This is a genomic window from Pseudomonas paraversuta, from assembly GCF_904063065.1.
Taxonomy (GTDB): domain Bacteria; phylum Pseudomonadota; class Gammaproteobacteria; order Pseudomonadales; family Pseudomonadaceae; genus Aquipseudomonas; species Aquipseudomonas paraversuta.
The window spans coordinates 51578-65973 of the sequence record NZ_CAJFCL010000009.1; the positions used below are offsets into that span (position 1 = coordinate 51578).

13 protein-coding genes and 1 tRNA gene are annotated in these 14396 nt (G+C 60.0%); 12 read left to right on the plus strand and 2 right to left on the minus strand.

Annotated elements, in window-relative coordinates:
- Window positions 1-24 precede the first annotated feature (24 nt).
- From JQ845_RS18380 to JQ845_RS18430, 11 genes are all read left to right on the plus strand, one after another.
- A tRNA-Ile gene (locus JQ845_RS18380) sits at window positions 25-101 on the plus strand.
- A gap of 201 nt (window positions 102-302) precedes the next feature.
- The gene (locus JQ845_RS18385) at window positions 303-755 is read left to right on the plus strand and encodes an Lrp/AsnC family transcriptional regulator (RefSeq protein ID WP_010656665.1); all 453 of its coding nucleotides are present in this window, start codon (window positions 303-305) and stop codon (window positions 753-755) included.
- A gap of 168 nt (window positions 756-923) precedes the next feature.
- On the plus strand, window positions 924-2606 hold the full coding sequence (locus JQ845_RS18390) for a flavin monoamine oxidase family protein (protein ID WP_010656666.1): 1683 nt from the start codon (window positions 924-926) through the stop codon (window positions 2604-2606).
- A gap of 97 nt (window positions 2607-2703) precedes the next feature.
- Window positions 2704-3498, plus strand: a complete 795-nt coding sequence (locus JQ845_RS18395; RefSeq protein ID WP_203009333.1) for a carbon-nitrogen hydrolase family protein — start codon at window positions 2704-2706, stop codon at window positions 3496-3498.
- 48 nt (window positions 3499-3546) lie between these two features.
- The gene (pqqF, locus tag JQ845_RS18400; RefSeq protein WP_203009334.1) at window positions 3547-5994 is read left to right on the plus strand and encodes a pyrroloquinoline quinone biosynthesis protein PqqF; all 2448 of its coding nucleotides are present in this window, start codon (window positions 3547-3549) and stop codon (window positions 5992-5994) included.
- Window positions 5995-6145: 151 nt separating this feature from the next.
- Window positions 6146-6220: a pyrroloquinoline quinone precursor peptide PqqA gene (gene pqqA / locus JQ845_RS18405; protein ID WP_003444522.1), complete on the plus strand. Its 75-nt coding sequence runs from the start codon at window positions 6146-6148 to the stop codon at window positions 6218-6220.
- 97 nt (window positions 6221-6317) lie between these two features.
- Complete coding sequence (pqqB, locus tag JQ845_RS18410) at window positions 6318-7229, plus strand: pyrroloquinoline quinone biosynthesis protein PqqB (protein WP_004419441.1); 912 nt, start codon at window positions 6318-6320, stop codon at window positions 7227-7229.
- A gap of 64 nt (window positions 7230-7293) precedes the next feature.
- A complete protein-coding gene (pqqC, locus tag JQ845_RS18415; RefSeq protein WP_004419443.1) occupies window positions 7294-8046 on the plus strand; it encodes a pyrroloquinoline-quinone synthase PqqC in 753 nt (250 codons plus the stop codon).
- Entirely contained in the window at window positions 8043-8318 is a 276-nt protein-coding gene (pqqD, locus tag JQ845_RS18420) for a pyrroloquinoline quinone biosynthesis peptide chaperone PqqD (protein ID WP_004419445.1), read from the plus strand. The genes pqqC and pqqD overlap by 4 nt, the downstream gene beginning before the upstream one ends.
- Window positions 8311-9456, plus strand: coding sequence for a pyrroloquinoline quinone biosynthesis protein PqqE (gene pqqE, locus JQ845_RS18425; protein WP_004419448.1), 1146 nt, complete (start codon window positions 8311-8313; stop codon window positions 9454-9456). The genes pqqD and pqqE overlap by 8 nt, the downstream gene beginning before the upstream one ends.
- A complete protein-coding gene (locus JQ845_RS18430; protein WP_203009335.1) occupies window positions 9422-11248 on the plus strand; it encodes a S9 family peptidase in 1827 nt (608 codons plus the stop codon). Before pqqE ends, JQ845_RS18430 begins: the two co-directional genes overlap by 35 nt.
- 83 nt (window positions 11249-11331) lie before the next feature.
- Here the strand turns inward: JQ845_RS18430 and JQ845_RS18435 are convergent, their stop codons facing one another.
- The gene (locus JQ845_RS18435) at window positions 11332-11490 is read right to left on the minus strand and encodes a YqaE/Pmp3 family membrane protein (RefSeq protein WP_004419451.1); all 159 of its coding nucleotides are present in this window, start codon (window positions 11488-11490) and stop codon (window positions 11332-11334) included.
- 175 nt (window positions 11491-11665) lie between these two features.
- Window positions 11666-12940, minus strand: coding sequence for an aspartate aminotransferase family protein (locus JQ845_RS18440; protein WP_010656669.1), 1275 nt, complete (start codon window positions 12938-12940; stop codon window positions 11666-11668).
- A gap of 229 nt (window positions 12941-13169) precedes the next feature.
- Here JQ845_RS18440 and JQ845_RS18445 point away from each other — a divergent pair, with 229 nt between their 5' ends.
- Window positions 13170-14072, plus strand: coding sequence for a LysR family transcriptional regulator (locus JQ845_RS18445; RefSeq protein ID WP_004419455.1), 903 nt, complete (start codon window positions 13170-13172; stop codon window positions 14070-14072).
- Window positions 14073-14396: the final 324 nt, after the last annotated feature.

Consider the following 14396-nt stretch of genomic DNA (forward strand, 5'->3'; position numbering starts at 1 on the left):
TCGTTATAATCCGCGACCTACTGAGGGCCTATAGCTCAGTTGGTTAGAGCAGGGGACTCATAATCCCTTGGTCGTAGGTTCGAGTCCTACTGGGCCCACCATACTCAAAGCCGCGCACTGCGCGGCTTTCGTGTTTCTGGCTCCAGCGCAGCAGCGCTGGCTCGCCTGCGGCCAACACTTCTTCCGCCATCTGAAAGTCCCGGGCGCTTAAAACAACAGGCTGATCTATGGCGCCTGCAACCACGAGCCGTCAGGCCATGTACCATGACCACCCGCGTCACCAATGCCACAGGAGCCCTCCCTTGTCTGATGCCCACCCGCCCGCGCTGGATGAAACCGACCGCCAATTGATCGGGGCCCTGCAACTCAATGCCCGCGAAAGCGTGGCAATGCTGGCTCGCCAGCTGGGGATCGCGCGCACCACGGTGACCTCGCGCCTGGCACGACTGGAGAAAACCGGAGTGATTACCGGCTATGGCGTTCGCCTGGGCCAGCGACTGATTGATGGCGGACTGCAGGCCTATGTAGGCATCACCGTGCAGCCGCGCGCGGGCAAAGAGGTGGTCAGACGCCTGAGCGCCATGGCCCAGGTCCAGCAACTGTGTGCAGTCAGTGGCGAGTTCGATTATGTGGCCTGGCTTCGCAGCGACTCTCCCGAGCAGCTGGATCAATTGCTGGATCAGATTGGCAATGTCGAAGGTGTTGAAAAAACCACCACCTCGATCATTCTCAGCAGCAAAGTCGACCGCGGGTAACTTTTCAACCGTCATACACAGCAATATGCAGTCCATATTCGTCACATTGACCAATAAACAGTCATAACGACGACACATTGCGCCTTATTAACGTGTTCTGCGCTCCCTATCATGGTGCCTGTCTTTTCCTATACTCAGCGTTAAACGCGGGTCGCCAGCAGGTCAGCCATGAACAAGAATAATCGCCACCCCATCGACGGAAAAAAACCCATCACCATCTTCGGCCCGGACTTTCCGTTTGCCTTTGATGACTGGATTGAACACCCGGCTGGCCTGGGCAGTATCCCGGCCGACAAGCTGGGGACCGAAGTCGCGATCGTCGGCGCCGGCATGGCCGGAATGGTAGCGGCATACGAACTGATGAAGCTGGGCCTCAAACCCGTAGTGTATGAAGCCTCAAAGATGGGTGGACGCCTGCGCTCGCAGGCCTTTGAAGGCAGTGAAGGGGTGATCGCCGAGCTGGGCGGTATGCGTTTCCCGGTGTCCTCGACCGCGTTTTACCACTACGTCGACAAGCTGGGACTGGAAACCAAACCGTTCCCCAACCCATTGACGCCCGCGTCGGGCAGCACCGTTATCGACCTCGAAGGCCAGACTTTCTACGCACAGAAAATGGCGGACTTGCCTGCACTGTTCCAGGAAGTCGCCGACGCCTGGGCCGATGCGCTTGAGTCAGGTTCGCGCTTTGGTGATATTCAGCAAGCCATCCGCGACCGTGACGTACCTCGCCTCAAAGAGCTGTGGAACACTCTTGTTCCGCTGTGGGACGACCGCACGTTCTACGACTTTGTCGCCACGTCAAAAGCCTTCGCCAAACTGTCGTTCCAGCACCGTGAGGTATTTGGCCAGGTCGGCTTTGGCACTGGCGGATGGGACTCCGACTTCCCGAATTCGATGCTCGAGATCTTTCGTGTCGTGATGACCAACTGTGACGACCATCAACACCTGGTGGTTGGCGGAGTTGAGCAAGTCCCGCTGGGCATCTGGCGTCATGCACCCGAGCGCTGCGCCCACTGGCCCGAGGGCACCAGCCTCAGCTCATTGCATAACGGTGCCCCGCGCACCGGAGTCAAAGCCATCTCCCGCGCATCTGACGGACAGTTCTGCGTCACCGACAACCTCGGTGTAGTGCGCTCCCATGCAGCCATTTTGATCACCTGCCAAAGCTGGCTGCTGACCACCCAGATCGAATGCGAAGAATCGCTGTTCTCGCAAAAAGTGTGGATGGCCCTGGACCGCACACGCTACATGCAGTCCTCGAAAACTTTTGTCATGGTTGACCGCCCGTTCTGGAAAGACAAAGACCCGGAGACCGGCCGCGACCTGATGAGCATGACCCTCACCGATCGCCTGACCCGTGGCACCTACCTGTTTGATAACGGCGACAACAAGCCGGGGGTCATCTGCCTGTCGTATTCGTGGATGAGCGATGCACTGAAAATGCTGCCACACCCCGTAGAAAAGCGCGTGAAACTGGCGCTCGACTCGCTGAAGAAAATCTACCCCAAGGTGGATATCGCCAGCCGCATCATTGGTGACCCGATCACCGTGTCCTGGGAAGCCGATCCGCACTTCCTTGGCGCCTTCAAAGGGGCGCTGCCAGGGCACTATCGCTACAACCAGCGCATGTATGCACACTTCATGCAGCAGGATTTACCCGACGAGCAGCGCGGGATCTTCATTGCCGGCGATGATGTGTCCTGGACACCGGCCTGGGTGGAAGGCGCGGTGCAGACCTCATTGAATGCGGTATGGGGCATCATGACCCACTTCGGCGGCAGCACCCATGCCGAGAACCCGGGGCCAGGCGATGTATTCCATGAAATCGGCCCGATCGCCCTTCCGGACTGAACACCGCCGTGATACTCCCATGACCCTTGAGTCTGGCTGACCCAAGGGTTATGGAAGTCACCGCCACAAACAGTCAGCACTTACACCGGAGAACCCCATGCGCGTCGCCCTTTATCAATGCCCGCCCCTGCCGCTGGATGTCGCGGGCAACCTGCAGCGCTTAGGCAATATTGCGCGGCAATCCAAAGATGTCGACTTGCTGGTGCTGCCCGAAATGTTCCTCACGGGCTACAACATCGGCGCCAGGGCCGTGGCCGAACTCGCACAGACCCACGACGGCGACGCTGCGCAGCAAATTGCCGAGCTGGCCAAAACCACCAACAAGGCGATCGTGTACGGCTACCCCGAGCGCGGTGCCGACGGGCACATCTATAACAGCGTGCAGTTGATCGATGCCCATGGCAAAAGCCTGTGCAACTACCGCAAGACCCATCTGTTCGGTGAACTCGATCACTCCATGTTCAGCCAGGGTCCCGATGCGTTCCCGGTTGTCGAGCTCAATGGCTGGAAGCTCGGCCTGCTGATTTGCTATGACCTGGAGTTCCCGGAAAATGCCCGGCGTCTGGCCCTGGCCGGTGCAGAACTGATTGTGGTGCCCACTGCCAACATGGTGCCCTACGACTTTATCGCCGATGTCACCGTGCGCTGCCGCGCCTTCGAAAACCAGTGCTTCGTGGCTTACGCCAACTATTGCGGGCATGAAGGAAATATCCATTACTGTGGTCAAAGCAGTATCGCCGCCCCCAACGGCCGGCAGGTTGCCCTGGCCAAACAGGACGAAACCTTGATTGCCGCGACCCTGGAACACCCGCAACTGCTGGCTGCCAAAACCACCAATTCCTACCTCGCCGATCGCCGCCCAGAACTTTACAACGAGCTGACCAAGCGCTAATTGCCCGTAATCCGCTAGCATGAGCGCTTCTCTGTTCCGGAAGTGCCCATGCCTGCGCTGAACCACCCTCACACCCAACGCTCGACCCTGAACAACGGTCTGAGTCTTTCTGTACGCCATGAGCCGCGCCTCAAGCGTTGCGCGGCCGTATTGCGCGTTGCCGCAGGCAGTCACGATGTGCCCGCCGCCTGGCCCGGCCTCGCGCATTTTCTGGAGCACTTGCTGTTCCTCGGCACGGAGCGCTTCCCGGCACAAGACAACCTCATGGCCTACGTGCAACGCCATGGCGGCCAAGTGAATGCCAGAACCAGCGAGCGTCACACCGACTTCTTCTTTGAGCTGTCAGCCGATACCTTTGCCGGCGGTGTTGAGCGGTTGTGCGACATGCTCGCGCATCCGCGCATGAATCTGGATGAGCAACTGCGCGAACGCGAAGTACTGCATGCCGAATTTATCGCCTGGGCTCGTGAGCCCTCGGCACAGCACCAGCTAAAACTGCTGCAACCCCTTAATCCGGCACATCCGCTCAGGGCTTTCCATGCCGGTAACCGTTACAGCCTGCCAATACCTCGCCAGAGTTTTCAGCAGGCGCTGCAGGACTTTTACCAAGCGTTCTATCAAACCGGGCAAATGAGCCTCAGCCTGACGGGGCCGCTATCCGTAGATCAACTGACCGCACTGGCTGAACATAGCTGCGCCGATCTACGACGTGCAGAAACCGTTGTACAGAGTGCGCCCCCCAAATTGATGACTGATGCCGGGCCGGGCTATCAACACATCGACGGCCAGCACCTGAACCTGATGTTCGCCTTCGAGCAGCTGCCGCCCGCCTCCAGACAGGCCCTGGACTTTCTGTGCCACTGGATCAATGCCGATAAACCCGACGGCCTGGTGGACCGGCTATGCCAGCAACAACTGATCACTAACCTGAAAGCTGCGGTGCTGTATCAGTTCAAGGGGCAGGCCCTGTTGCAAATCGAGTTCAGCGCAGCTGCCGAGATCACTCAGACCGCAACACAGATCAGCGAGATGTTCTACGACTGGCTGGCGTTCTTCAGCACTCAACAAGACTGGCCCGCTCTGCGGGAGGAATTTCGTTTACTGCAACAGCGTCAGATGGAAGTTTGTGGCGCAATGGAACTGGCCCGCCTGGACTGCGAGCAAGCTGAGGGGCCGTTGTCGGATCAAGCCGTGGCGGCACTTAAAGCCATACTGGGGCAGATGCAGCCCGTGCCGGTCTCGACCTGCCGGTACACCTGGCAATTGCCGGCGGCCAATCCATTTTTGCGCGCACCAAAAGAGCCGGTCAGTGCCGGCCTGATTCGCGGGCAAACCAGTGCTCACCGTGGCTTGCGCACCTTTGCTCAGGACCGTTTGCGCAGCCGTCGCGATATGTCCGCAATGAACTTCAGTTCGGCGGTGCCTGCCCATAACGGCGAAGCAGCGATTTACCTGCGCTGGCGCTTGCACGCAACACCTGCAGACGGCGTGCTGTCAGGCCTGGAAAACAGCCTGCGCCCACTGCAGCAAGATGCCCGCGCGGCCGGTGTCGAACTGTCGTTCAGCCCTTGCGGCAATGACTGGCTGCTGAAACTGCAGGGCTTTCAGATGCCCATGCCCGCCATTCTCGAACACGCTCTGCGCGCACTGGCTACGCCCTCGACCGGGCCATTGACTAACGCCCCCCCTGCCAGGCCATTGATACCCGTTCGCCAATTGCTCAAGCGCCTGCCAGAGGTCTGCCAGCCTGGTAGCGACCACGTGGCCGGCGATCTGCAGCAGTGCTGGGCCACGGCGCAGTGGGACGGGCTGGCTGTCGGTTTGCCCGCCGCCACCCAGTCGCTGATCACAGCGGCACTGGCCAGAGTTCCCGGCACCCCGGATGCACAGATCAGACAGGAGCCCGAATCTGCAAACCGGCACTTCTGGCACACCGAACCCTGCGATTCCAGCGAACAGGCCCTGCTACTATTTTGTCCTGCGCCAGTGGGCAATCTCGGTGCTGAAGCGGCCTGGCGCCTGCTGGCCCATATCGCCCAAACCCCGTTCTATCAGCGGCTAAGGGGCGAGCTGCAATTGGGCTACGCGGTGTTCAGTGGTTTGCGCCAAATCAATGGCCAGACCGGCCTGCTGTTCGGCGTGCAATCACCCCACGCCTCAACGGCTGAAATCTTCGGGCACATCCGGACCTTTCTCGCCGATTTGCCGCAATTGGTCAGCTCGCTGGATGAAACTTCTTTCACCCAGGCTCGTGATGCCTTGGCACGGCAATTCTCGACCGAGGCCCTGGGCGCGCTCCAGGCCGCTGAGCTGTTGTGGCAAGCCAAACTGGCAGGCCACCCGTCGGATTACCTCGAGGCCCTCTACGCCGCGCTTCTGGCGCTGGAACCAAGCACTACACTGAAAGCGGCACAGCACATTGCCCAGGCTGATATCGGCTACTTGTGCCTCGCAACACACACTGCAACTGAAACGTTTTATCAGGGGAGAAGCTGATCGTTACCATCTGTGTAACGAGCTTTTTCCGACATTGGTCGTTCAAGAACGGTCTGATTTAGTAACATGATCGCCTAAGCACAGGAACGACTCCCTCGGGAGCCGGACTAACGTTAGAGACCCCACCCACTACCGCTGAAGGAGTTACCTCATGGCTTGGACAAAACCTGCTTACACTGATCTGCGTATTGGCTTCGAAGTCACCATGTATTTCGCTAGCCGTTGATCTGCGCTGCTTCTGTGCACAACAGAGCTGAGCAGAGCAACCCAACGCCTCGGTTCGCCGGGGCGTTTTTATTTTCAGAATTGCAAGAGAGCATGCCATGTTTGTCCAGATTCTAGGTTCCGCCGCTGGCGGCGGCTTCCCGCAGTGGAACTGTAACTGCGTCAACTGTGCGGGTTTTCGCGATGGCACACTGAACGCCAAGGCCCGAACCCAGTCCTCGATTGCAATCTCCGATGACGGCGTGAACTGGGTTCTGTGCAACACGTCACCCGACATTCGTGCGCAACTGCAAAGTTTTGCCCCCATGCAGCCAGGCCGCGCCCTGCGTGACACGGGGATCAGCGCCATTGTTCTGATGGACAGCCAGATTGACCACACCACAGGCCTGCTGAGCCTGCGCGAAGGCTGCCCCCATGACGTGTGGTGCACCGACATGGTTCATGAAGACCTGAGCACCGGCTTCCCGTTATTCACCATGCTCAAGCACTGGAACGGCGGTCTCAACTGGCACCGCATCGAGCTTGAAGGCACGTTCACCATCCCGGCCTGCCCGAACCTGCGCTTCAGTCCACTGCCCTTGCGCAGTGCTGCGCCGCCCTATTCTGCGCATCGCTTCGACCCGCACCCCGGCGACAACATCGGCCTGATCGTCGAAGACCTGCGCACCGGCGGCAAACTGTTCTACGCCCCGGGGCTGGGCAAGGTCGACGGGCCATTGCTGGACATCATGGCCGGCAGCGACTGCCTGCTGGTGGACGGCACGCTGTGGGACGACGACGAAATGCAGCGCCGTGGCGTCGGCACCCGTACCGGTCGTGAAATGGGCCATCTGGCACAAAACGGCCCCGGTGGCATGCTCGAAGTGCTTGAGCAATTGCCCGGGCAGCGCAAAGTCCTGATCCACATTAACAACACCAACCCGATCCTCGACGAAGACTCTGCCGAACGTGCCGAACTGGCCCGCCGGGGGGTTGAAGTGGCCTTTGACGGCATGAGTATCGAGCTCTGACCCGCAAAACCCTGTAGTCGCAGCCAGCGGCAGCGACTGCAAAAACGTATTTTCTGGAGGCACCATGACCCACGCCCCTCTCAGCACCACCGAATTCGAAGCCGCCCTGCGGGCCAAGGGCGCCTACTACCACATCTATCACCCTTATCAGGTGGCGATGTACGAAGGCCGCGCGACCCGCGAGCAGATTCAGGGCTGGGTCGCCAACCGCTTCTACTATCAGGTGAATATCCCGCTCAAGGACGCCGCGATTCTGGCCAACTGCCCCGACCGGGAAGTACGCCGCGAATGGATTCAGCGCATGCTCGACCACGACGGCGCCCCCGGCGAAGACGGCGGTATCGAAGCCTGGCTGCGGTTGGGCCAGGCAGTAGGGCTGGACCCGGAGCAACTGCGCTCCCAGGAACTGGTCCTGCCCGGCGTTCGCTTTGCCGTGGATGCCTATGTCAATTTCGCCCGCCGCGCCAGCTGGGAAGAAGCCGCCAGCAGCTCCCTGACCGAGATGTTCGCGCCGCAGATCCACCAGTCACGGCTCGACAGCTGGCCGCAGCACTACCCGTGGATCGATCCTGCCGGCTACGAGTACTTCCGCACCCGCCTGGGCCAGGCCCGGCGCGATGTGGAACATGGGCTGGCGATTACCTTGCAGCACTACACCACTTACCAGGGTCAGCAACGCATGCTGGAGATTCTGCAGTTCAAACTGGACATTCTCTGGAGCATGCTCGATGCCATGACCATGGCCTACGAGCTGGACCGCCCGCCCTATCACAGCGTGACCGACCAACGGGTCTGGCACAAAGGAATCACCCTATGAGCTTCGATCGCAGCAAAATCCCGACCTGGCGCCAGGGCTATCGCTTTCAATACGAGCCCGCGCAAAAAGGCCATGTGCTGCTGTACCCCGAAGGCATGATCAAACTCAACGACAGCGCGGCATTGATCGGTGGCCTGATAGATGGCCAGCGTGACGTAGCCGCCATTATTGGTGAACTGGACCAACAGTTCCCCGGCGTACCCGAGCTCGGCGCAGACATCGAGCAATTTATGGAGGTCGCTCGTGCAGAGCACTGGATCGAACTTGCCTGACAGCCGTATCCCGCCCAAACCGGAAATCGGCCTGCCGCTCTGGCTGCTGGCCGAATTGACCTACCGCTGCCCGCTGCAATGCCCCTATTGCTCCAACCCGCTGGACTTCGCCCAGCAGGGCAAAGAGCTAAGCACCGAGCAATGGTTCAAGGTGTTCCGTGAAGCCCGGGAAATGGGCGCCGCCCAGCTCGGTTTTTCAGGGGGCGAACCGCTGGTGCGTCAGGACCTCGCCGAGCTTATCGCCGAAGCCCGCAAGCTGGGCTTCTACACCAACCTGATCACTTCCGGCATCGGCCTCACCGAGCAGAAAATCAGCGACTTCAAAAAGGCCGGCCTGGACCATATCCAGATCAGTTTCCAGGCCAGTGACGAACAGGTGAACAACCTGCTGGCCGGTTCGAAAAAAGCCTTCGCGCAAAAACTTGAAATGGCCCGCGCCGTGAAGGCCCACGGCTACCCGATGGTGCTGAACTTCGTCACCCATCGGCACAATATCGACAAGATCGATCGCATTATCGAGCTGTGCATCGCCCTTGAGGCCGACTTCGTCGAGCTTGCCACCTGCCAGTTCTACGGCTGGGCCCAGCTCAACCGGGTCGGACTGCTGCCGACCAAAGAACAGCTGGTGCGGGCGGAGCGCATCACCAATGAATACCGGGCCAAACTGGCCGCCGAAGGCCATCCCTGCAAACTGATTTTCGTCACCCCGGACTATTACGAAGAGCGACCCAAGGCCTGTATGAATGGCTGGGGCAGCATCTTTTTGACCGTGACACCTGACGGCACCGCCTTGCCGTGTCATGGTGCACGGCAGATGCCGGTCGAGTTCCCCAACGTACGCGACCACAGCATGCAACACATCTGGTATGACTCCTTCGGCTTCAATCGTTTTCGAGGCTATGACTGGATGCCCGAGCCTTGCCGCTCGTGCGACGAGAAGGAAAAGGACTTTGGCGGTTGTCGTTGCCAGGCCTTCATGCTCACGGGCGATGCCAGCAATGCGGACCCGGTTTGCAGCAAATCGCCACAACACGACTTGATTCTCAAGGCGCGCGAAGAAGCCGAGCACGCCACCCAGACCATCGAACAACTGGCGTTCCGAAATGATCGAAACTCACGTCTCATCGCAAAAGGCTGAACCTTTCAGTGCCGCACTCGCCGTAGCCGCCGGGGTCGATTTCGCAGAGCTGCGGGTCGGCCCAAAAGGGCTGTTCTGGAATGAGTACCGCCCCACCGACGCGGCCTGTCGCATCTGGCACTGGCGCGACGGCCAGGCACATTGCCTGACACCCGACGGTTTCAGTGTTCGCAGCCGGGTCTACGAGTACGGCGGCGGCGCGTTCTGCCTGAGCGATAACGGGGTGGTGTTCGTCAACGAATCCGACCAGCAACTGTATCTGCAAACCCTGGATGACAAGGCCCCCCAGGCCCTGACCCGGGGCATTTGCCGCTATGGCGATGTGCAATACGCTGACGGGCACATACTGGCCGTCGAGGAAAATGTCGAAACCCATCGACTGGTGAGCATCAGCCTCAAGACCCTTGAGCGCCGGGTACTGGCTGAAGGCGCCGATTTCTACGCGGCGCCCGCCCTGAGCCCAGACGGTCAACGCCTGGCCTGGATCGAATGGAGCCGGCCGCATCAGCCGTGGACGTCGACCCGCCTGATGCTGGCGGAAGGCAACATCGATGGGCACTGGAATACCCCACGCTGCATCGCCGGAGATCTGCGCGAAGAGTCGCTGCAACAGCCGCGCTTCGACGAATACAGTCGCCTGTATTGCCTTACCGATCGCGCCGGCTTCTGGCAGCCCTGGGCACAATTTGCCGAAGGCCTGATACCTGCGCCAAGTGCCGCCGCCGATCACGCCCCGGCACCCTGGCAACTGGGCGCAAGTACCTGGCTGCCCCTGGGCGACAAGGCCTATCTGGCCAGCTGGACCGAGGCCGGTTTCGGACGCCTGGGCATCCATACGCCTGACGGCCATCTTGAAGATTACACCGCAGACTACAGCCGCTTTCGCTCCCTGGCGCTGGATGATGAGTTCATCTATTGCATTGCCGCATCACCGGTCAGCCCCTCGGCCGTCATTGCCATCCGCCGCCACGACAAACAGATCAACGTTTTGGCCGGTGGCATTGCGCCGCTCCCCCCCGGGCAAATCAGCCGGCCACATACCCTGCGCTACCCGTCCGGGGGCGGCGAAGCCCATGGCTTTTTCTACCCGGCAATGCACGGCGAAACCAAACCGCCATTGCTGGTGTTTGTTCACGGAGGCCCGACATCGGCCTGCTACCCGATGCTTGACCCGCGTATCCAGTACTGGACCCAACGCGGCTTTGCCGTCGCCGACCTGAACTATCGCGGCAGCAGTGGCTATGGCCGGGAATATCGCCAGGCCCTGCATCTGCAATGGGGTGAAGTGGATGTTGAAGACGCCTGCGCCGTGGTCAGCTACCTCGCGGCACAGGACTTGATCGATGGCGAACGCGCGTTTATTCGTGGCGGCAGCGCGGGTGGCTACACCACCTTGTGCGCGCTGGCATTCCACAATGTCTTCCGCGCGGGCGCCAGTCTGTACGGGGTCAGCGATCCGGTCGCCCTGGCACGCAGCACCCACAAGTTTGAGGGCGATTACCTCGACTGGCTGATCGGCGACCCGCAACGGGATGCCGAACGCTACGCGGCCCGCACCCCGTTACTGCACGCCAGCCAGATCCGCGTGCCGGTGATTTTCTTCCAGGGCGAGCTGGACGCCGTGGTGGTCCCGCAGCAGACCCGGGACATGCTCGAGGCGCTGCAAGACAACGGCATCCCGGCCCGGGCGCATTACTATCCCGATGAACACCACGGGTTTCGCAAGGCCAAAAACCAGGAACACGCACTGGAACAGGAATGGTTGTTTTATAGCGAGTTGCTGGCCAGATAACCCTTGGACTGCACACCACCTGCAGGAACGAGCTTGCTCGCTCCTGCAACGTCAGCGGCGCATCAGGAAGTTCCGGCCACAGGTTAGCGCTTGGCGATGATCCACACCGCGTGCACGATCCCCGGGATGTATCCGCACAAGGTCAGCAGAATATTCAGCCAGAATGCGCCGGCAAATCCCACTTGCATGAACACGCCAAGTGGAGGGAGCAAGATCGCAAAAATGATTTTAATAAGGTCCATGAGTTCAGCTCCCAATTAATAGCGGGCCCAATCGAGCCCTACAGTTAATCGACTGCGCGCGTGATTAAAAGGTTCAGTCGGCGCTCATCCGGGACAAAAAAACGCCCCGTGCCAAACAAAACTGGCACAGGGCGCGCGGTACACCGCGAGACGGTTCATTGAATTCTGTATGGCTCTAGGTTCTGCGGCACTGCAATTGTGCTGTCCGTACCCGGGCAAACGCCCGGGCCAGACGCAGCAGCATCTCATCGATGTTGCCTTTACTGACACACAGCGCAGGGGTGAAACGCAGACAGTCGGGCTGCGGAGCGCTGATCAGCAAACCTTCGTATAACGCCGCCTTTACCACTGCCTGCGCCGAATCATCCGACAGGGTCAGCCCCCAGAACATGCCCTGACCACGCAGTTCGCCCTGGGCATAACGGCTTGCCAGACGGGCCAGCCCCTCGCGCAAGTAGTGACCGGTGTCCCGCACCTGCTGCAAGAAACCTTTTTCCAGCAGCGTCTCAAGCACCGCACCACCGGCAGCGGTCATCAATGCATTGCCATGATGGGTGCCACCCAGCTCTCCCGGTTCCAGGCAACAGGCCTTGCCCCGCGCCAGTAACGCGGCCAATGGCACGCCGCCGCCCAGGCCTTTGCCCAGGGTTACGATGTCGGCACGTACGCCGTAGTTCTGTTCTGCCAGCAAGGTGCCACAGCGGCCCATACCGGTCTGGACTTCATCCAGAATCAGCAAGATGCCCAACTCGCGACACAGGCGTTCGACGCCCTTGAGGTAATGCCCGGTCGCCGGAATCACACCGGCATCGCTCTGTACCGGCTCCAGCATGATGGCCACGGTCTGCGCATCGACGGCGGCGTGCAGCGCCGGCAGGTCGTTGAACGGTACGTTGATAAAGCCCGGCAATTGCGGTTCAAAGCGATTATCAAAGGTGCCGCAGCCTGAGGCGGACATCGCGCCAAAGCTGCGACCGTGGCAACTTTGGGTGGCGGTAATAACTCGGTGGGCACCGCCACGATGCAACTGGCCCCACTTGCGCGCCAGTTTGATCGCGCCCTCGTTGGCCTCGGCTCCGGTATTGAGAAAATGCACCTGGTCACTGCCCGTGCTTGCGCACAAGCGCTCGGCCAGGCCCAACATGCCCGGATTGTAAAAGGCCGACCCGGGATTGATCAGTGCCTGCGCCTGATCTGCCATCGCCTTGATCAATACGGCCGGGCTATGCCCCAGGCTATTGACTGCACCGCCCTGGTAAAAGTCCAGATAAGCACGGCTTTCACTGTCCCACAGCCACGACCCCTGGCCCCGCACGAAGACTTGAGCCGCGCGCTCCACGCTGGGCATCAGGCAGGCCCGGGACTGGCGGCTGTCATGAACTGACGGAACGGACTCAGCCTCCAGCAGGTGATGGCTGGATCGGGGGCGACGCAGGTTGAACAGGTTCATGCAGGCAGACCTTGTGCTCATAAGCAGATCCGATTTGCAACCGTGAGTCTTGTGCATGGGTGACAACGCCACCGGCAAAACCTATTGCCTTTCCTATGCAAAAAACCTCGTGCAAATCAGTAATCTTCTGGCTCTCAGGCTCTACGGCCCTTGTGGAATGGGGGTAGACTAGGCGTCGTCGGGCCTTTGAGCCATTTCGTTTTTTAAGCATTTTCGATAAGCATTACTTATGGATTTCAAGCAACTGCGTTATTTCGTCGCGGTCTACGAAGAAGGCCATGTGGGCCGTGCTGCCGAGCGTTTGTCCATCTCGCAACCGGCGCTCTCGCAACAGATACGCCACCTGGAGCACAACCTCGACGTCAGCCTCTTTGAGCGCAGCAGTAAACGCCTGCTACCGACGCTCGCTGCGCATACCTTGTACAACCACGCCTTGCCACTACTCGATGGTCTGCAACGGGCCAAAGAGGCTCTAAGCAACTTCCAGGGCCAGGCCCTGCGCACCATTGCCATCGGCGTGCTGCAAACCGTGCATACCAGCCTGGTGCCGCAAATGCTCGAACGCGTGCGTCAGGCCCAGCCGCATCTGGTGGTGCAAATCTACGAACTGACCGGCATCGAGATTGAACGGCGCCTGCTCAATGGTTCCCTCGACATCGGGATCAGCTATCTGCCGCCACGTCAGCCGGGGCTGAACGGCATGTTGCTGTACGAAGACGAGTTGCAACTGGTGATTCCGGCCGACCATCCGTTACGCGAATTCAAGAAGGTGTCACTGACCCAGGCTGCCGAACTGCCGATGTTGCTGCTGGGGGAGGAGTTTCAGGTGCGGCAAATCTGGAAGAGCCAGCTCGCGAGCCTGGGCCGTCGGCCACAGGTTCAGGCTGAGCTGAACACCATGGCCGGAATTCTCGAAAGCCTGCCCCATACCAGGCTGGCGACCGTACTGCCGGGGCGCTCGCGCCAGGAACATGAAAATCAAGTACTGCTCTGGAAGCCCCTCAGTGAACCGCGGGTGCCGCTGAAGGTGGGGTTGGTGTGTCGCGATGTACAGCGCCAGCAAGCGACGCTCGAATTACTGCGCACATTGCTGGAAGACGTGAGGCATCCCAAGGATGCAGCGCTGTTGTAGTGCAAACCGGCTTGCAGCGGTGCAGCAAGGGCGGCCATCTGAACAAAAACGATGATGCCATCGCCGCCAGGCCGGCTCCCGCAGGACATCTATTGTCAACCGGGGCCCAGCAAAATTCAGACGCACAAAAAAGAAAACCCCGCCTAGGCGGGGTTTTGCAGACTGTTTCCCTGACATCCTTTTCACTCCGCCTTCCTGGCAGAATCCTACGTGTCCCTGTTGTTGCTTTGAGCTTCCTGCTCTACGTCCCTGATAAGTAGATTACCCATGGATCCAATCTGGCGATATGGGCGAATGGCAGTACGCCATGTAAGCAAATGCTTA